This window comes from Kitasatospora atroaurantiaca (assembly GCF_007828955.1).
GTDB classification, from domain to species: Bacteria; Actinomycetota; Actinomycetes; order Streptomycetales; family Streptomycetaceae; genus Kitasatospora; species Kitasatospora atroaurantiaca.
Genome location: NZ_VIVR01000001.1, coordinates 6796238 through 6815341, shown reverse-complemented (window position 1 = coordinate 6815341; position 19104 = coordinate 6796238). Strand labels below are relative to the sequence as shown.

The following is a 19104-nucleotide window of genomic DNA, read 5'->3' as shown; positions in this document are numbered from 1 at the left end:
GGCACCCGATGGGCCGGACGGCTCGCCTCGCGTACCGTGTGATCGGGCCGAACCACGTCCGCTGACGACAGAGTATGCCCGGACAGTCGAAAGGGAAGGGAGGGGAGTCTCGCAGTGCGGCTACCGCTGCTCGCCCTGCTCGCCAAGGAACCCGCACACGGCTACGAGCTGAAGCAGGCCCTTGAACAGACCTTCGGGGCCGCGTACCCTCGGGCCAACATCGGCCAGGTCTACGTCACTCTCGGACGTCTCGAGAAGGCGGGGCTGATCGAAGGCGAGGACGTCGCCCAGGACGGCAAGCCCGACAAACGCGTCTACGCCATCACCGAGGCCGGCCGCCAGGCGGTGGCCGCATGGTTCGCCGAGCCGACCGAAGGGCCCCGGGTCCGCGACGACTTCTTCGTGAAGCTCGTCCTCGCCCCCGAGACCGAACTGGCCGACCGGCTGACCCTCATCAACAACCAGCGCCGCCATTACCTCAACGTCATCCGCGGCCTCAACAGGATGGCGGCCGAGGAACGCGGCAACCGGGTCTCCCAACTGCTCATCGAGGGCGCGGTCCTGCACCTGCAGGCCGACCTCGACTGGCTGGAACGCTGCCAGGAGGATCTGACGTGAACGGCCGCGAAGCCGACGCCCCGGCACCCGTACTGCGGGCGACCGGCCTCACGAAGACGCACCGCGGCGCCGGGCCGGGCGCCGACGTGCCGGCCGTCCGCGGCGTGGACCTCACCGTCGAGCCCGGGGAGTTCGTCGCCATCACCGGCCCCTCCGGCGCCGGCAAGTCCACCCTGCTCCACCTGCTCGGCGGCCTCCAGCGACCCGACAGCGGCGAGATCCACCTCGGCGGGCGGCGCGTCGACAGCCTCCGCGAAGCCGACTGGGCCGTCCTGCGACGCCGCCGGATAGGCATCGTGTTCCAGACCCGCAACCTCGTCTCGGACCTCACCGTCGCCGACAACATCGAACTGCCCGCGCTGCTCGCCGGGCACAGCGCCCGGGTCGCCCGCGAACGCCGGGAACGGCTGCTCGCCGAACTCGGCCTCACCGACCGGGCCGCCGCCTCCCCCGCCGCGCTCTCCGGCGGCGAACGCCAGCGCGCCGCCCTCGCCCGCGCGCTGGTCAACCAACCCGACCTGCTGCTCGCCGACGAGCCCACCGGAAGCCTCGACAGCCGCAGCGCCCGCGAGGTGCTCGCCCTGCTCACCCGCCACCACCAGAAGGGCCGGACCATCGTGCTGGTCACCCACGACGCCCGGGTCGCCGGCAGCGCCGACCGGGTCATCAGCCTCTTCGACGGCCTGATCACCGACGACGCCCGGGTCGCCGACATCGCACCGGCCCGCGACGTCGCCGGCGTGATCGACCTGGGCGACTGATCCCGTGCGCGCCGCCCTCCGCTGGATACGCGCGGACCTCCGGTCCCACCGGCTGCCCGCCCTGCTCGTCGTCCTCGCCACCGCCGGCACCGCCGCCGCGCTGCTGCTGGCCGGCGCCCTGCTCGACACCGTGAGCGGGCCCTGGCAGCGCCAGTTCGCCCGCGCCGACGGCGTTCACGTCTGGATCGAGACCCGCGCCGAGCACACCGACACCACCCTCGCGACCCTTCCCGGCGTGACCGGCGTCGCCGGACCGTACTCGACCGCCTCCGCCGAGCTCACCGGCCGGGACGGCGCGCCCGTCACCGGCCCCCCGCTCCCGCTCACACTGCGCGCCGTCGGCGCCGACCCCGCCGGGCTCTCCCACCCGCTCCAGGTCACCGGCGGCTGGCTCGACCCCGCGCACCCCGACGGCGTCGTCCTGGAACGCTCGCTCGCGGCCTCCTCCTGGGTCCGCGCCGGCGACCGGATCACCGTCCGCGGCACCGGCGGCCGCGAACACGCGCTCACCGTCCTCGGCACCGCCGACAGCCCCGACCGCGCCCGCTACCCCGACCGGCAGCCCGGCCTCGCCTGGGTCCTGCCGGGCACCCTCGACCTCGTCCAGCCCGACCCCGACCGGCTCGGACGGGCCGTCGGCCTGCGGCTCGCCCACCCCGCGGACGCCGACTACACCGCCCAGCGCGCCGTCAACGCCCTTGGCGGCGACCAGGTCACCAACGTCGCCACCTGGACCGACGCCCGCGACTCCCACGAGCGCGAGAGCCGTCCGGCCGGCCTGCTGCTCGGCCTGTGCGGACTCGCCGCCCTGCTCGCGGCCGCCCTCGCCATCGCCGGCGCCGCCGGCGGCCGCATCCGGGCCCGCCGCGGCGACATCGCCACCCTCAAGGCTCTCGGCTTCACCCCCGCCGGCATCACCCGCATGTTCGTCCTCCAGCATCTCCTGCTGGCAAGCCTCGGCCTGCTCCTCGGCGGGCTCGGTGCCCTCGCCGCCGCTCGGCTGCTGCCCGCCCTCACCCCCGAACCCGGTGGCTCGGCCACTCCGTGGACGGCCTGGCGGGACGTCCTCGGCACCGGCCCGGTCGCCGGGCTCGCCGCCCTGGCCTGCCTCGGCACCGTCGCCGTCGCCTCCGCCGTACCCGCCCTGCGCGCCGCCCGCGTCCCGGCCGTCCCACCCGCCGAGGGAACCCCCGGCGAGGACCGGCCGCCACGCGCCGCCAGGCTCGCCCTGCTCCGCCACCTGCCGCCCGCCCTGGTCCTCGGCGTACGCGGCGCCCTGCGCGGGCGCGGCCGTACCGCACTGGCCGCCGTCCGGCTGGCCGTCCCGGTGGTCGCCTGCATCCTGGCGCTCACCACCTGGTCCACCCTCGACGGCCTCGACCGCGCGGCCACCGGCGGCCGCGACGCCGCCGCGCTGAGCGTCCGCGCCGCCCCCGCACCGGACCCGCTGCCCGCCGCACTCTCCGCCGACCCCGACGTCGCCGCCGTCCACCCCGGCGCCGAACGGGAAGCCCTCGCGCCCGGCCAGTCCAGCACCGTCACCCTGCGGGCGCTCGGCACCACCGACCGGCCGTACCCCTTCGACGTCGTCGAAGGGCGCCCGATCCGTGCCACCAACGAGGCCGTCGCAGGGCAGGGCGCGCTCGATCTGCTCGGCGTCAAGGTCGGCCAGTGGGCCCGGGTCACCACCGACGGCGCGCCGCGCATCCTCCACGTCGTCGGCCGGATCATCGAACCCGACCGCGGCGGACGCGTGGTCTCGGTCGCCATGGAGACCCTCGCCGACGCCAATGTCCCGGCCCCGCAGCCCGACTTCTACGCGGTCGCGCTGCGCCCGGGCGCCGACGCGCACCGCGTCGGCGCCGCCCTGGCGGCCGCCTACCCCGGGCGCCTGGACGTCCGGCCCACCCCGTCCTTCGCCGAACCCGGCACCCTGCGCGCCGCCGTGGCCGGGCTGGTCGCCCTGCTCGCGCTGATCACCCTCGCCGAACTGCTCACCGTCGCCTCCGCCGCCCTGCGCGCCCACCGCCAGGACCTCGCCCTGCTGCGCACCATCGGCCTCACCCCACGTCAGGCGACCGCACTGGTGGTGACCCGGTCCGCCGCCGTCGCCCTGCTCGGCGTGCTGCTGGGCGCGGCAGTGGGCGTCCCGCTCGCCGTCGCCCTGATCGACGGCCAGGGCGACGCCACCGGTATCGGCGCCGGCCTCGCCCACGCCCCCACCCCGCTCGCCCTCGCCCTGCTGGTCGTCACCGCAGTGGCGGGCGCCTCCGCGGCCACCGCCCTCCCCGCCCTCCGGGCCGCGCACGAACCGCCCGGGGACGTCCTGCACCGACTCTGAGCCGGTGCGGTCATCGGGGCCGGAACGGGACGGCGGAAACCGTGGGCCCCGGCCGCATGAGGGACGGTGGAAGGTGCCCGGGCGAGCACTCCGGGCATCGCTCCAGCCCGGATGCCGCCGCCGACGCCCCGCGCGACGATCGGCCGATGGGCGACAGTGCCTGAGGCGTCTCGATCCGGATCCCGGTGAAGTCGGCAATTCTCCTGCAAAGGAGTGAAACTGATGGTGTGTCTCCTTCGTTCGAACGAGGACGATGTCCTGACACATGACGGGAGCACAACACCGTGCGAGTCCTCTTTGCCGCGCCGGGCGCGGCCGGGCACCTCTTCCCTCTGATCCCCACCGCGCAGGCACTGCGCTCCGCCGGGCACGACGTTCTGCTCGCCGGGCGGCAGCCGGTCGACATCCTGCGGGCCACCGGCCTGCCGGTGGTCGAGGTCGGCGACGGCAGCACCCTGCGGGACGCGTTCCAGAGCGCGGCCGCACGCGTCGCCGCACAGCCCGACTACGTTTCCGGCTCCCGTACGGAGGAGGAGACGATGCGGCTGGCCTCGCTCGGCTTTGCGGAGCACGGCCAGCGGGCGCTCGACAGCCTGCACGGCCTAGCGGAGGTCTGGCGGCCCGACCTGCTCGTGCACGCGGCCTTCGACGCCGCCGCGCCGCTGGTGGCGGCCTCGCTCGGGATACCGGCGGTGGTGCACAACTTCGGTGTGATGTCCGGGCTTTCGATGGCCGACCGGCTGGCCGCGGTGCTCGCCGAGGACTACCGGGCTCGCGGGCTGTCGGGCCCCGGTGCGCGGACGGTGCTGGACGTCGTCCCGACCTCGCTCGGCGGCGACGGCACCGGGTGGCGGGTCCGCTACGTCCCGTACAACGGCGGCGGCACGGTACCGGCCGAGCTCGCCGCGCGCGGCCCGCGGCGGCGGGTCGCCGTCACCCTCGGCACCGTCCTCACCGACTGGGACGGCGTACGCGCCATCGCCCGGGTCATCGAGCAGGCCGCCGGGATCGACGCCGACTTCCTGCTGGCGGTCGGCGACGCCGACCTCGCGCCGCTGGGCACCCTGCCCGCCAACGTTCGGCCGCTGCCCTGGGTGCCGCTCGCCCAACTGTTGGAGTCTGCCGACGCGGTGGTGCACCACGGCGGATCGGGCACCATGCTCACCGCAGCCGCCGTCGGCATCCCGCAGCTGATCCTCCCGCAGGGCGCGGACCACTTCACCAATGCGGACGCCGCCGAGGGGCTGGGCTTCGCTCTCCGCGCCGAGGACACCGCCGTGGACACCGAACTGCTCGACGCCCTCCTCGGCGACGACCGGCTCCGCAAGGGCGCCGCCGCGGTACGGGCCGCGATGAACGCCCTGCCGACCCCCGCCGAGCTCGTCCCGCGCCTCGAGGAGTTCGTCCGGACCAGCTGACACTCTCCGCGGGGCCCCGCCGCACGCCGGGGTCCCGCGCTCGCGGGGACAGCGGGGCAGGCCGGGTCGTGCCCGCCGGGTGGACGCGCTGATAGCCGTTCAGGGCTGGTCTGTGGTTTCCGAGCCCCGAACGTCCGGAGAGGCATCGGTCTGCTCTTTGCTGCTCTCAACTGCGCCCGATTCGCTGGCAATTCACCGCTTTCCCCGGCAACGAAATGGTGACGTTCCATACTGTTGATGGAACTGTTTGTATGTTCACGGCCAAGCTCTGCTCCAGCTACCCAGCAGCTACCAGACTGGAGTACAGAGTGAGCCCCACCTCCTCTTCGCGCCGCCGCACCCTCACGGCCGGCGCCCTGGCGGCCGTCGCCGCCCTTGTTGCCGCCGGAGTCCAGACCGGCTCCGCCAACGCCGTCTCGGTCCGCGACGCCGCGATAGCCCACGCCAAGACCAATGTCTCGCGCAACGCCGAGCTGTTCGGCTTCGGCGCGGGCCAGGACCTTCAGGTCAAGGACGTGATCGTCGACGCGGACGGCATCCAGCACGTGCGGTTCGACCGTACCTACCAGGGCCTGCCGGTCATCGGCGGTGACCTGGTGGTGCATCAGGACGCGCGCGGCAGACTCAAGGACTCCTCGCGGGCCAAGGGTCACAGCCCGGTCGTCAAGTCCACTGTCCCGAGCATCCCGGCCAAGGCCGGCGCGGCGCACGCGCTGAGCGCGGTGCCCGGCATCAGCGCGGCCACCTCCGTGCCCCAGCTGGTCGTCTGGGCGGCCGACGGCACGGCGCGCCTGGCCTGGCAGACCACCGTCAGCGGCCTCGGCAAGCAGGGTCAGCCGTCCGGCAAAATCGTCGTCACCGACGCCACCACCGGCGAGGAGATCGAGCAGCTCGACGCCGAGCACGAGGCGACCGGCACCGGCCACTCCGAGTACACCGGCGACATCTCCATCAGCACCACCCAGCAGGCCGACGGCACCTTCGCGCTGATCGACCCGGTCCGCGGCCACACCACCAAGGACGCGCACAACCTCTCGTCGAGCAGCGTCAAGGCGAGCTCCGGCACGCTGTACACCGACGCCGACAACCTCTGGGGCGACGGCAAGAAGTTCTCCACCGACCGCGCCACCGCCGCTGTCGACGCCCACGCCAACACCGCCTGGACGTACGACTACTACAAGAACACCTTCGGCCGGAGCGGCATCAAGAACGACGGCCGGGGCGCTACCGTCTTCGTCCACGTCGGCACCAACTGGGACAACGCCCAGTGGTCGGACGCCTGCTTCTGCATGATGACCGGCGACGGCAACGGCACCACCGACCCCGAGCAGGTCGACCTCGACACCATGGGCCACGAGATGACCCACGGTGTCACCAGCGCCACCGCCAACCTGCGCTACAGCGGCGAGTCCGGCGGCCTCAACGAGGCCACCAGCGACATCTTCGGCACCATGGTCGAGTGGTACGCCAACAACGCCGTCGACACCCCGGACTACCTGTTCAGCGACCAGTCCACCCCGCCGTGGCTGCGCCGCTTCGACAAGCCGTCGCTGGACGGCCGCTCGGCCGACTGCTGGTCCACCAAGGTGGGCCGGCTCGACGTGCACAACTCCTCGGGCGTCGGCAACCACTGGTTCTACCTGGCCAGCGAGGGCAGCGGCACGAAGACCATCAACGGCTTCACGTACAACAGCCCGACCTGCAACAGCTCCACGGTCACCGGCATCGGCAACCAGAAGGTGGCCGCCATCTGGTACCGGGCGCTGACCGTCTACATGACGTCCACCACCACCTACAAGGGCGCCAGGGCCGCCTCCCTGAGCGCCGCCAGTGACCTCTACGGCACCGGCAGCGCCGAGTACAACGCGATCGCCGCCGCCTGGAGCGCGGTCAACGTCAGCTGATCCCCCCGAGTGGCGGCCCGGTCAGCCCGACCGGGCCGCCACTCGGCGTTCCGGCCCGTCCCCCGGTCAGGTGTGAGGCCGCTGCTGAACCCGCATCCAAAGGCGCCGGCGCTCTCCCGGAGCGGCCGACCGCCAACGACCGTTACCGCGATCCACCGCCACCCACCGCGACTGATCCTGGGTGCACAACACCAGGTCAGCGCACCCGTCCCCGTGGCTTCAGGGGCAGTTGGGGAACCTCGGGAGCAGCCAGTCGAGCCCCGTCGTAGCCCTGCACCTCACCGAAGCGGGCGCCGGTCATCCACTCCTCCCGCGCCTGCCTGATGTCCTCGTCGGATCGTCCGATGAAGTTCCACCACATCACGATGTGCTCCTCGAACGGCTCGCCGCCCAGCAGCAGGACGGCACTGTCCGTCCGGGCCAGCAGTGGCAACTCGCGGCGCCCGCAGCCCAGGTAGAGCATCGAGCCCGGTTCCACCCGGACGCCGTCCACGTCCACGCTGCCGGTCATCGCCAGCACCGCGTACTCGAAGCCGGGCTCCAGCGGAAGGCGATGCGACGCGCCTTGACGGAGCGTCAGATCAGCGCCCACCAGCGGCGTGTACGCCGTCCCGGGCGAGGCCGCCCCGTCCAGCGAGCCCATGATCACGGTGGCGTGCAGGCCGGACGCGCTGACGGTGGGCAGTTCGGCGTGGTGCTCGAAGGCGGGCGCGGTGTTCCGGTGGGCGTCCGGCAGGGCAACCCAGAGCTGCGCGCCGTGCAGCAGTCGGGCGTGCTCGCGCGGGGACTCCTCCGAGTGCGCGATCGCCCGGCCCGAGGTCATCAGGCCCAGCTCGTACGGCCGGACGGTCTGCAGGCTGCCGAGGCTGTCGCGGTGCAGCACCTCGCCCTCGTGCAGCCAGCTGACGGTCTGCAGACCCATGTGCGGGTGCGGCGGCACCTGCATGCCGGGCTCGTCCGCGATGTCGTCCGGACCGTAGTGGTCGACGAAGCACCAGGCCCCGACCATCCGCCGCCCGAGGTTGGGCAGCAGGCGCCGCACCTCGGTGGATTCGCCCAGCCGCACCTGACGGCCGGTCGTCAGCTCCTTCACCGGCCCGGTGCCGGCCTCACCGCCGCAGCGGGTCGGGGAGGGCTTGAGGTCGAGATTGCTCACGGGTGAACTCCATGGGGAGGACGGGACGGCCGGACACGATCATCCGTCAGGCAGCTCGGTTCGGCGACATGTCAGCCCACCGTCGACTGCTGCGCCACCGTGGCCGGGTCGGAGGGCTCGGTCCGGGTCAGGTACTGCGGCACCGGGGCGCCGTCTCCCCCGGTGTCCCGGACCAGGCCGTAACGGACGCGCCCGAGAGCGGTGTTGGTGCTCGGCCCGGTGTTGATGTCGGCCAGTACCTGGGTGCGGGTCACGGGGGTGACGCTCAGGTTGTAGTCGGCGCCGCGCTCGATGTTGTACAGGGTCACCGTGCCGTCGAGGTAGTAGAACTCGTTCTGCCACATCTGCTGGGCACCGGCGGGGATCGTGTCGTAGCCCTTGTCCGGCCGGCCCATCCACGTGTGCGGCAGGTCGGTGGCGCCCGGCACGGTGTCGGACATCCGGCGGCCGCCGCCCGAGGCCACGTGGAACAGCTTGCCCTTCAGTCCGGTCCAGGGCGGCATCCGCAGCTCGCCGGTGCGGTTGAAGTACGCGACCTCCCACCGGACCTGGAAATAGCCCTGGCCGGTGATGGTGACGTGGTCGCCCCGGTAGAACATCAGGTACCTGCCGCCGAGCGAGCCCTTGAACGGCTCCTCCCACTTGCCGGTGACGGAGAGCGGCGTCCCCTCGGGGCGTACGGGCAGTGCCCTGGGCAGCGCGGTCACGGCGGGGGCGGTGTCCGGGGCGTCGACGGTCCCGCCGTACACCGGCCCGCCGACGGAGGGTGAGGTGGACGGCCGGCCCTTCGAAGGAGAGGGAGTCGGCGAGGGCGAGGGAGTCGGCGAGGGCGAGGGCGAGGGCGAAGGGCTTGGTGACGCCGAGACGGGCGGAACCTCGGCGGCGGTCACGCCGGCGACCTGCGGCACCGCCGACGGCCCGGCCTCGCCCGGCCAGGCGTACGCCACCGCCGTACTGGCACCGACCGCCACCGCTCCGGCCGCCACCACCGCGACCGGCTTGGCCGCCAGCCGACGGGCGAGCCAGCCCAACCCCTTGGCAGACCCCTTGAATGACCCCTTGGCGGCCACGCCGACGCCACCATGCCCCGCCGCCCCGCCTCCGGCCCCCGCCAGCACCGCGCCGGTGAGCACGGCCGGCACCGGGACGAGCGCCAGCCCCGCCAGCAGGCCCTCGACCGGGATCAGGTCCGCCCCGCGCATCAGGCACGTCGGGCAGTCCCGCACGTGCCGGGCCAGCCGCTTGCGCCACAGCGCGCCCGGGCGGCCGTCCCACGGAGTCGTCAGCCCGGCCAACTCCTCGCACCGCGGACGGATGAGAAGGGCCCGGACCACCGCCCGCGCGGTCTCCAAGCGCGCCTTGACCCGCTGGACCCGTACGGCCGCGTGCTGCGGGCTCAGCCCACAGGCGGCGGCCAACTCGGCCCGGGTGAGCTCACCGGCGGCCTCGAGCCACCAGAGCGAGATCAGCTCACGCTCCTCGTCGTCCAGCCAGCGGGTGGCCTCCGCCGCCTCCCGTCGCTGACCGGACAGCCCGAGCCGCAGGATCGCCAGGTCGGCGAAGTCCGCTCCGGGGTCGGCGGCCTCGCCGGCCGCGTCCAGCCCGCCGACGAGTTCTCCGGGCCGGCGCGCACGCCACCGGTCCCGTACCTGCCGAACCGCGATGGCGACCAGCCAGGGCCGGAACCGCTCGGGATCGCGCAAGGTCGGCAGCGCGTCCACGGCCCGCATCATGGTCTCCTGCACCACGTCGTCCACGTCGGCATGACCGTCCATCGCCCGCCCGACGATGTTGTAGACCAGCGGCAGATACCCCGCCACCAGCAGGTCCAGCGCCGGCCCGTCGCCCGCCCGGGCGGCCGCCACCACCTCGGGGCCCGGCTGCTGCTGCATTTCCATCTGCACACCTCGTGTCGTCGCCGCGTCCGCCGCCTGCGCCGTTCGCGGCAGGCTCCGATCCGGAGACGGACCTGGTACTCAGCAGATAACACCAACTTTCAACATTTTCGCCATCCGAACTGTTATCCCGGGCGTCGCCACCCTCAGGTGGCCGGCCGCCGGCATCGCCGGCGCCGCCATGCTGGTCACTCTCCTGGCCGGTCTGCTGGTCGCTCTGCTGGTTCGGCCGAGGAAAGGCCGGTCGGGCAGCAGGCGCGCCGGTGGTCGGCGGAGGGCCCGCTGAGCAGCTGCCCTCACGGTGCGTCAGGTACTCGCCCGCCGAGGAAGGCCATCGCCTCGGGCAGCACCCGGCGCCAGAAGCCGTCGGTGTGCGCGCCGCGCGGGAAGTGGGCCTCGGACGCCCGGTCGGCCAGGCCCCGGGCGGCGGGGCAGAACGGGTCCTCGGTGCCGCACCAGACGCCGAGCCGGGCGGCGAGCGGCCCGTCCGGGTGGAGCAGCGGCTCGTGCTCGCGCCAGTCGGCCTCGTCGCGGAAACCGTCGACCGTCCGGGCATCCGCCCAGGAGCGGAAGAGGGCCGGGCTGAGCACCGCGACCGCGTCCAGCTTCCCGTGCAGGGCGCGGGCGTACCGCAGGGCACCGGAGCCGCCCATCGAGATGCCCAGCGCAGCCGTCGGCGCGGGCAGCCCCTGTGCCCCGAGCCGGCCGGGCAGTTCGTCGAGCAGCATCGCCAGCGGGTCGTCGCCCGGGGTGCGCCCGTGCCAGTAGGTGGCGTCGCCGCCGTCCACGGCGACGATCCGGAACGGCGCCGCCCCAGCGGTGACGGCGGCCGCCAGGAACTGCGGAAGCCCCAGCTCGACCATCGTCCGTGCACCGGCACCACGGCCGTGCAGCGCCACGCAGACCGGCAGTGACGCGGACTTCTCCGCCCCGGGCGGGGACATCACGATCAGCTGCACCGCGCGGCCGCGCGCGGCCGACCGCAGCTGCAGGTTCTGGACCGGTCCCGCTGCGACGGCCGGTACCGCGCCGTCCGGACCGGTCAGGCCGAGCGCGCGGCGCAGCCGGGGGCCGCCGGGCAGAACGTCCTCGACCATCGCGGCCCCGATACCGCCTCCGGCGAGGCCGGTGAGTGCGAGCGCCCGCAGGAAGCTGCGGCGGCTGCTCCGTACATCCGGCGCGTCGTCCGATACTGCCGACACTTCTGACGCTTCGACATCTGCTGTACTGTCCAAGGCCCTTACCCCGTCGATCATGAGAGATCAACCTTAGGGGCCGTCAGGTAAGCACCGTGTGCCGCCTCTGTCACAGCTGGTCAACAGAGGCGGCCGGGTGGCAGCGGCGTCAGTGCGCGCAGGCCCACGGCGCGGCAGCCGACGCGGCCTCGGCCTGGGCCCGCAGGACGCGTACGGCTTCGGCCGGGTCGCCCGCACCGTAGACGGCCGAGCCGGCCACGAACACGTCGGCGCCGGCCTCGGCGCAGCGCTCGATGGTCGTGGCGGAGACGCCGCCGTCCACCTGGAGCCAGAGGTCCAGGCCGTGCTTGTCGATCAGCTCGCGGGTGCGGCGGATCTTGGGCAGCATGATGTCCAGGAAGGCCTGCCCTCCGAAGCCGGGCTCGACCGTCATGATCAGCACCATGTCGAGCTCGGGCAGCAGGTCCTCGTACGGCTCGATGGGGGTCGCGGGCCGCAGCGCCATCGAGGCGCGGGCACCCTTCGCCCGGATCTCCCGCGCCAGCCGGACGGGGGCTGCGGCCGCCTCGGCGTGGAAGGTGACCGAGCCGGCGCCCGCCTCGACGTACTGCGGGGCCCAGCGGTCGGCCTGCTCGATCATCAGGTGGCAGTCGAGCGGGATGTCGGTGGCGCGGGCGAGGGACTCGACCACCGGAATGCCCAGCGTGAGGTTGGGGACGAAGTGGTTGTCCATCACGTCCACATGGAGCCAGTCCGCGCCGCGAACGGCCTCGGCCTCCTCGGCCAGGCGGGCGAAGTCGGCGGACAGGATGCTGGGGTTGATCTGCGCCATTTCCGGGTACCTTCACGCTCGGTGCGGGCGGCGGGAGCGGCCGCCCTCGGTCCATCATCCCTCCTGCCGCCGGCGCGAAGTGAGCCGTGAGATCTCCCCGTGACCCGCGTCACAGCCAAGGCGCTGCCAGGGTCCTGAACGCCGTGGTCCGCCCCCAGAAAGGTGTCCGATGGCCGAGCTGGTGCATCCTGCCCGCGCACTGTGGTGGCTCTTCGAGCCGGTGCACGCTCTCACCTACTTCTCGCCCGAGGGCCGGGCGGCGTACGAGGCGGCCGGCCTGCGCGGCAGCTGGCGCGGCTACTTCGCCGGGCGGTCGGCTCCCCTCGGTGCCGTGGACGCCGCCCCCGTGGTCGCGGCCTTCTTCAACTTCGCGCCCGGCATGGTCGAGCGCGCGCTGCCCGACGTCTGGGGCCGCGCCACACCCGAGGCGGCCCTGGCCGCCCGTACCGCAGGCGCGGTGGCCACGCTGGAGCGCGTCCTCGAGACGGTCAAGCCCGACCTGATCGAACGGTCGGTGACCCTGCTGGAGCGGGCGCTCGACGGCCTGGACTGTTGCGGCCGTGTGCTGGCCTCCGCCAACGCGGCACTGCCGCGCCCCGAAGGACAGCTGGCCCGGCTCTGGCACGCGACCACCGTGCTGCGCGAGCACCGGGGCGACGGCCACGTCGCGGCGCTGGTCGCCGAGGGGCTGGACGGCTGCGAGGCCCTGGTGATCCGATGTGCGCTCGACGTCCGGCGTGAGGTGCTCCAGCCGTACCGGGGCTGGACGGACGAGGAGTGGGAGGCGGCCACCGCCCGCCTCACCACCCGCGGCTGGCTCAACCCGGACGGCACCATCACCCCCGACGGCCGCTCCCGCCACCAGGCCCTCGAGGCCGCCACCGACCTCGCCGCCTCCCGCGTCTGGTCCGCCTTCCGCCGCTCCGAACTCGACGAGCTCGCCGCCGCCCTCAAGCCCATCTCCACCGCCTGCCGCGCCGAACTCCCCCAGCTCAACCCGATCGGCCTCCCCACCAGCAGCTGACCCGAGATTTGGCGGCTCAGTCGTCGATCGCCTGGTAGGCCGAGGTCCAGAAGTCACGGAAGACGGCGGGGGGTTCGGGGGAGGTCGGGGGAAGCCATCACCGCCCCGATGCGGCCGTCACAGACCTTCGGCGGCCAACGCCCGGACGGCGGCGATGGTGTCGGCCTCCTCCGCGGGCTTGTCCTCGCGGTAGCGCAGTACCCGTGCGAAGCGCAGCGTCAGCCCGGCCGGGTAGCGGGGGCTGCGCTGGATGCCGTCGAAGGCGATCTCCACCACCAGCTCGGGCCGCACCCGCACCACGTACGAGTCCCGGCTCACCTCCCTGGCCAGCAGCTGCCCGGTCTGCCAGATGAGCAGCTCGTCCGTGAGGCCCTTGAAGGTCTTGCCCAGCATCACCCACGGCTCCAGCCCGGCCTCGCCGCCGCTCCGGGCGCCCAGGTGCAGATTGCTGAGGAAGCCCCGTCGGCGGCCGCTGCCCCACTCGGCGGCCAGCACCACCAGGTCCAGCGTGTGCCGGGGCTTGACCTTGATCCAGCCGGCACCCCGGCGCCCCGCCGCGTACGGAGCGGCGGGGTCCTTGACCACGACGCCCTCATGACCGTGCGCCAGTGCGTCACGGAAGAAGGCGCGGGCCGGTCCCGGCTCGCCGGTCACCGTACGGGGCACCCGCAGCGGCTCCGGGACCACCTCGGCAAGACCGGCCCAGCGCTGCTCGGCGGGGAGGTCGATCAGGTCCTCGCCGTCGCGGTGCAGAAGGTCGAAGAAGAAGACCCGCAGCGGGACTTCGGCGCGCAGCTGCTCCGGGTCCTGCCGGGACGCCGTACGCGCGGCGGTGACCTGGAAGGGGCGCGGGCGGTCGTCCGGGCCGAGCGCGATCGCCTCGCCGTCCAGGACGGCGGAGCGGGCGGAGAGCGAACGGGCTGCCTCGACCACCTCGGGCACCCTGGCCGTGATGTCGTCGAGGCTGCGGGTGAAGACCGAGACCTCGTCGCCGTCGCGGTGCACCTGGACCCGGATCCCGTCCAGCTTCCACTCCAGGGCGGCCGGGGCGACGCGCTCCAGCGCGGTGGCCACGTCGGGGGCGGAGGCGGCGAGCATCGGCCGCACGGGGCGGCCGACCTCCAGCCCGAAGGCGTGGAGCGCGGGCGCGCCGCCCTCCAGCGCTGCGGCCGCCACGGCGCGGGCGGAGCCGCGGAACATCAGGGCCCGACGTACCGCCGTGGCGGGCACGCCGGCGGCCTTGGCCACCGCGTCCGCCATCACCGCGTCCAGGGCGCCCTGCCGCAGCTCCCCCACCAGCACGGCCCGGAGGAAGTCCTGCTCCTCGGCGGTGGCCCGGCCGAACAGCTCCTCCAGCAGCCGACGGCGCTCGGCCTGGGCCCCCTTGCCGTGCACGGCGGCGATCGCGGCCAGCGCGTCCTCGGTCTCCCGGACGCCCAGCGTGGCCTCGGACGCCGGCTCGGGCAGCTCCTGCAGCGCGGCGTACCCGACGCCGACCCGCAGCCGCCGGGACTCGCCCGACAGCAGCGCGACGGCGGCGGGGATCTCCTGCGGGCCCAGCTCGCGCAGGCACTCGGCGAGCAGCGCGATCTTGGTGTTCCGGGCCGGCTCGGCAGCGGTGGCGCGCGACGTCCGGGCGAGGCGTTGCAGCAACATACGGGACCCCCGTCACTACTCTCCGGGCGCCTCCCATGATCCGCCGAGGAGGACCGACGACGCCCGCGAATCGCCGAACCGACCGTCCGGCCCGCGCAGCGCCCGGCCCACCCGGGTAGGAGGGCGCTGCCTAGCCGTACGGGCCGAGCACGATGCCCCGCCCCGCGAAGTAGCGGTCCAGGGAGGCCCAGGGCACCGGGGCGAAGTCCTGCGAACCGTCGGGGAACCCGGACGGGTTGTGGATCAGCAGCGCGTCCTCGGTGACGCCGACCGCCAGCACGAGGTGGCCGCCCTGGTGGGGCGGCGCCGGGTCGAGGGTGCGGACGGACGGGTGCACCGAGAGCATCACCAGCCGCCCCTCGGCGAGGTGGCCGGCGATCTCCTCGGCGGTCAGCGGCGAGCGGGCCTCGGCCAGCAGACCCCAGCGCTCGTGCGTGTACGCCGCGAACGGCGCATGGGTCAGCCCCTCCAGCTTCCCGTCCGGGTGGCGCACGTACGCTCCCGCCGCCAGACACTCCTCGGCGAGCCGGACGGCCGGCGGCGCAACCCCCCACCAGAAGTCCAGCGCCATCCGCAGGCATGCCACCCCGCACAGCCGCCACGACCAGTACTCGTACTCGTCCTCGTTCTCCGCCCCGGACTGCTCCCAGAGCGGATCGTCACCCGCCTGCACGGTCCCGGCCAGAATGTCCGGCACCAGCTCGCGCGACTCCCACTGGGAGTGGTACGGCACCTGATGAATGATCGGCTTCACATGGTCATCTTGGCCTGCTCTCACCCGACCTGCACGGTGACCGGTGCGGACAGCGAGCTCGGGGTGGCCCGCCCCCGGCGCGAGGGCGGGCCGGCCGTGTACTACCAGGCGTAGTCCTCCGGGGCGGTGCGGTGGCCCGGGAAGATCTCGTCCAGGCGGTCGAGGGTCTTCCGGTCCAGCGTCACGTCGAGGGCGCGCACGGCCGCGTGGAGCTGGTCGAGGGTGCGCGGGCCGACGATCGGGGCGGTGACGGCGGGGCGGGAGAGCAGCCAGGCGAGGGCCACGTCACCGGGCTCGTGGCCGAGCTCGGCGGCCAGGTCCTCGTAGGCCTGGAGCTGCTCGCGCCTGTCGGCCAGGGTCTCGGCCGACCGGCCGCCGGTGCGACGGACGCCCTCGCGCTCCTTGCGCAGGACGCCGCCGAGCAGCCCGCCGTGCAGCGGCGACCACGGGATCAGGCCGAGGCCGTAGTGCTGCGCGGCCGGGATGACCTCCAGCTCCAGGCTGCGTTCCAGCAGGTTGTAGAGCGACTGCTCGCTGGTGAGGCCGAGGAAGTTACGGGCCTTGGCGGACTCCTGGGCCTGGGCGATGTGCCAGCCGGCGAAGTTGCTGGAGCCGACGTAGATGATCTTGCCCTGGGCGACCAGGACCTCCATCGCCTGCCAGATCTCCTCCCAGGGCGTGGCCCGGTCGATGTGGTGCATCTGGTAGAGGTCGATGTAGTCGGTCTGCAGACGCTGCAGGCTGGCGTCGACCGAGCGGCGGATGTTGAGCGCGGAGAGCTTGCCCTCGTTGGGCCACTCCCCCATGTCGCCGTACAGCTTGGTGGCGATCACGGTCTTCTCCCGGCGGCCGCCGCCGCGCGCGAACCAGTTGCCGACGATCTCCTCGGTGCGGCCCTTGTTCTCGCCCCAGCCGTAGACGTTGGCAGTGTCGAAGAAGTTGATGCCCTGCTCGTGGGCGGTGTCCATGATGACGTGGGCGTCGGCCTCCTCCGTGTGGGGGCCGAAGTTCATGGTGCCCAGGCAGAGGCGGGACACGGTCAGGCCGGTACGGCCGAGGTGGGTGAACTCCATGCCTGCCACCCTCTGCCGCCCCGGGCCCGTTGTCCAGCTCTTCTTGTCGGCCCGATATCAAAGCGCTGCCCCTATGACCCTCCGTCAGGCCCCTGCCAGTGCACGGGGAAGGGTGACCCGCACGTACTCCTCCGGCTGGGTCACATGGGGTGTGTGCCCCGCTCCGAAGTACATGTGGCTCTCGGCCTGGGGCAGGTCCAGCGCGATCCGGTCCAGGATGGGTTCGAACATCGGCGGGCTGTTGTCGCTCCGGGTGAGCAGGACCGGCTCGGCGAAGCGGCTCAGCGCCTCCAGGTCGAGGTCGAGCGCGTCCGGGTCGCGCAGCTCGTCGAGGTACGTCGGCGCGTTGCGGACGAAGGTGTGGCGCAGCGGCGCGGGAAGCTGCGCCCAGGCTCCCGGGCCGAAGGCGACGGTCTCGACGAAGAGCTCGGCCGCCGCCGCGGACTCGCCCGCTTCGAGCAGGACGCGCACGGGCTCGATCCGGTCCGCGAAGCCCGCGGTGATGCTCCGCAGCTCGGGGTCGTCGCGCAGCAGATCCAGACCGGGCGGCTCGTGGACGGCGATCCCGCGCAGCAGCTCGGGCCGCGCGCAGGCCAGCCGCAGGGTGATCAGCGACCCGTAGGAGTTGCCGCACACGAAGGCCGGGGCCAGGCCGAGCTCCTCGATCAGGGCGGCCAGATCGGCGACGTCCTCGTGCACCGAGCCCTGGGTCAGCGGCTCCTCGCTGCGGCTGTGCCCGCGCCGGTCGTACGTCACGACCCGGCACTGCGTGGCGAGGCCCGGCACCACGTGGGTCCAGCTGTCGGCGTCGCTCCAGGAGCCGTGGACCATGACCACGCCCGGCCCGGCGCCACGGCTCTCGTAGTACAGCGACACCCCGTTGACGCCGACCTCGGGCATTGCGCGCCTCCACACCTAGGTTGAGGCAAGCACAGCACCCGAGGTCGTGCGCCGCGAGCTCCCATCGGCCGTTCGGCGGTACGACCGGTCAAGCCGTCAAGCCGATGAAGCCGTCAGGCCCGTCAGGCCGTCCGGCGCAGCAACGCGAGGTACATCGCGTCGGTGCCGTGCAGGTGCGGCCAGAGCTGGACGTCGGGGCCCTCGCCGAGGGCGGGGACTCCGGGCAGCAGCGGGCGGGCGTCGATGAACTCCAGGTCGGGCATCTCGCGCATCATGTCGTCGACGACGGCGCGGGTCTCGGCGAGGTGCGGGGAGCAGGTGGCGTAGCCGACCACGCCGCCGACGCGGGTGGCCTTGACGGCAGTGCGCAGCAGGTCGCGCTGGAGCGGGCCGAAGGCGGCGATGTCCTCGGGCCGGCGGCGCCAGCGGGCCTCCGGGCGGCGGCGCAGCGCGCCGAGGCCTGAGCAGGGGACGTCGACGAGCGTCCGGTCGAAGCTGCCGGGCCGCCAGGCGGGCCGGGTGCCGTCGGCGGCGATGACCGTGTACGGGCCGGGGTTGCCGTCCAGTGCACGGGCGACCAGCCGGGCGCGGTGCGGCTGCTTCTCGCTCGCCACCAGCGCCGCGCCGCGCTCGGCGGCGAGGGCGCCGAGCAGCGCGGCCTTGCCGCCGGGGCCGGCGCAGCCGTCCAGCCAGAGCCGGTCGGGGCCCTCCAGCGGCGCGGCGGCGAGGGCGAGCGCGACCAGCTGGCTGCCCTCGTCCTGGACGCCGACCCGGTTCTCCCGGACGGCGTCCAGGCCGCCGGGGTCGCCGCCCTCGGCGAGGCGGACGGCGTACGGCGACCAGCGTCCGGGCTCCGACTCCGGCAGGGCCTCGCGGAGTTCGGCGGCGGTGGCCCGGCCCGGGCGGGCGACGAGGGTGACCTCGGGGCGGGCGTTGTCGGCCTGGAGGAGTTCCTCCACGGCACTGCGCCCGGCCGCGTCCGGCTGCCAGCGGCCGAGCGAGTCCCAGAGCGCGGAGACCACCCAGCGCGGGTGGGAGTGGACCACGGCCAGGTGGTCCTCGGCGTCCTTCTCGTACGGCGGGGCGACCTGCTGGACCCAGGCGTCGAGGTCCTGGGCGCTGATCCGGCGCAGCACGGCGTTGACGAACTTGGCCCGCCCGTCGCCGAGCACCACCCGGGCGAGTTCGACGGTCGCGGAGACGGCCGCGTGCGAGGGGATGCGGGTGGTGAGCAGCTGGTGCGCGCCGAGCGAGAGCACGTCGAGCACCGGCGGGTCGACCTCGCGCAGCGGCCGGTCGATGCAGGCGGCGATGATCGCGTCATAGGTGCCCTGCAGGCGCAGGGTGCCGTAGACCAGCTCGGTGGCGAGGGCCGCGTCGCGGCGGTCCATGCCGTTCTTCTCGGCCTCGCGGAGCAGGGACGGCAGGATCAGGTTGGCGTAGGCGTCGCGCTCGTCGACGGCCCGCAGGGCGCGGAAGGCGACGATCCGGGCCGGGTCCTTCTTGGGGCGGCGGTGCGGGCGAGGGGGGCGCTTGGCGCTGGGGGTGGTCACGGGGAGCCTCAATGTGCTGGCGG

15 protein-coding genes are annotated in these 19104 nt (G+C 73.8%); 6 read left to right on the top strand and 9 right to left on the bottom strand.

Annotation, left to right across the window (positions count from 1 at the left end):
- Positions 1 to 114 precede the first annotated feature (114 nt).
- The 5 genes from FB465_RS30665 (at position 115) to FB465_RS30645 (ending at position 7042) form a co-directional block, all read left to right on the top strand.
- The gene (locus FB465_RS30665) at positions 115 to 618 is read left to right on the top strand and encodes a PadR family transcriptional regulator (protein ID WP_145795791.1); all 504 of its coding nucleotides are present in this window, start codon (positions 115 to 117) and stop codon (positions 616 to 618) included.
- On the top strand, positions 615 to 1379 hold the full coding sequence (locus FB465_RS30660) for an ABC transporter ATP-binding protein (RefSeq protein WP_246192938.1): 765 nt from the start codon (positions 615 to 617) through the stop codon (positions 1377 to 1379). Before FB465_RS30665 ends, FB465_RS30660 begins: the two co-directional genes overlap by 4 nt.
- A gap of 4 nt (positions 1380 to 1383) precedes the next feature.
- Positions 1384 to 3720 carry an ABC transporter permease gene (locus FB465_RS37600; RefSeq protein ID WP_145795790.1) on the top strand — a complete coding sequence of 779 codons (2337 nt, stop codon included), beginning with the start codon at positions 1384 to 1386 and terminating at the stop codon, positions 3718 to 3720.
- 284 nt (positions 3721 to 4004) lie between these two features.
- Entirely contained in the window at positions 4005 to 5138 is a 1134-nt protein-coding gene (locus tag FB465_RS30650; protein WP_145795788.1) for a nucleotide disphospho-sugar-binding domain-containing protein, read from the top strand.
- Positions 5139 to 5446: 308 nt separating this feature from the next.
- On the top strand, positions 5447 to 7042 hold the full coding sequence (locus FB465_RS30645) for a M4 family metallopeptidase (protein WP_246192936.1): 1596 nt from the start codon (positions 5447 to 5449) through the stop codon (positions 7040 to 7042).
- A 196-nt stretch (positions 7043 to 7238) separates the two neighbouring features.
- Here FB465_RS30645 and FB465_RS30640 read toward each other — a convergent pair whose 3' ends face one another.
- The 4 genes from FB465_RS30640 to rpe all read right to left on the bottom strand — a co-directional run bounded on the left by FB465_RS30640 (position 7239) and on the right by rpe (position 12121).
- On the bottom strand, positions 7239 to 8198 hold the full coding sequence (locus FB465_RS30640) for a pirin family protein (protein ID WP_145795785.1): 960 nt from the start codon (positions 8196 to 8198) through the stop codon (positions 7239 to 7241).
- A gap of 71 nt (positions 8199 to 8269) precedes the next feature.
- A complete protein-coding gene (locus FB465_RS30635; RefSeq protein WP_246192934.1) occupies positions 8270 to 10096 on the bottom strand; it encodes an RNA polymerase sigma factor in 1827 nt (608 codons plus the stop codon).
- Between the two features lie 293 nt (positions 10097 to 10389).
- The gene (locus tag FB465_RS30630) at positions 10390 to 11295 is read right to left on the bottom strand and encodes an alpha/beta hydrolase (RefSeq protein ID WP_170290723.1); all 906 of its coding nucleotides are present in this window, start codon (positions 11293 to 11295) and stop codon (positions 10390 to 10392) included.
- Between the two features lie 142 nt (positions 11296 to 11437).
- Positions 11438 to 12121 (bottom strand): ribulose-phosphate 3-epimerase, encoded by a 684-nt coding sequence (gene rpe, locus FB465_RS30625; RefSeq protein WP_145795782.1) that lies wholly within the window; start codon positions 12119 to 12121, stop codon positions 11438 to 11440.
- Between the two features lie 169 nt (positions 12122 to 12290).
- On the opposite strand from rpe, the gene FB465_RS30620 reads away from it, so the two are divergent.
- Positions 12291 to 13145: an SCO6745 family protein gene (locus FB465_RS30620; protein ID WP_145795780.1), complete on the top strand. Its 855-nt coding sequence runs from the start codon at positions 12291 to 12293 to the stop codon at positions 13143 to 13145.
- A 117-nt stretch (positions 13146 to 13262) separates the two neighbouring features.
- Here FB465_RS30620 and FB465_RS30615 read toward each other — a convergent pair whose 3' ends face one another.
- From FB465_RS30615 to FB465_RS30595, 5 genes are all read right to left on the bottom strand, one after another.
- Complete coding sequence (locus tag FB465_RS30615) at positions 13263 to 14801, bottom strand: ATP-dependent DNA ligase (RefSeq protein ID WP_145795778.1); 1539 nt, start codon at positions 14799 to 14801, stop codon at positions 13263 to 13265.
- 130 nt (positions 14802 to 14931) lie between these two features.
- Complete coding sequence (locus FB465_RS30610; protein ID WP_145795777.1) at positions 14932 to 15534, bottom strand: C39 family peptidase; 603 nt, start codon at positions 15532 to 15534, stop codon at positions 14932 to 14934.
- Between the two features lie 122 nt (positions 15535 to 15656).
- On the bottom strand, positions 15657 to 16628 hold the full coding sequence (locus FB465_RS30605) for an aldo/keto reductase (RefSeq protein WP_145795775.1): 972 nt from the start codon (positions 16626 to 16628) through the stop codon (positions 15657 to 15659).
- 84 nt (positions 16629 to 16712) lie between these two features.
- On the bottom strand, positions 16713 to 17528 hold the full coding sequence (locus FB465_RS30600) for an alpha/beta fold hydrolase (RefSeq protein ID WP_145795773.1): 816 nt from the start codon (positions 17526 to 17528) through the stop codon (positions 16713 to 16715).
- Positions 17529 to 17650: 122 nt separating this feature from the next.
- Positions 17651 to 19081 carry an RsmB/NOP family class I SAM-dependent RNA methyltransferase gene (locus tag FB465_RS30595; protein WP_145795772.1) on the bottom strand — a complete coding sequence of 477 codons (1431 nt, stop codon included), beginning with the start codon at positions 19079 to 19081 and terminating at the stop codon, positions 17651 to 17653.
- Between the last annotated feature and the right edge of the window lie 23 nt (positions 19082 to 19104).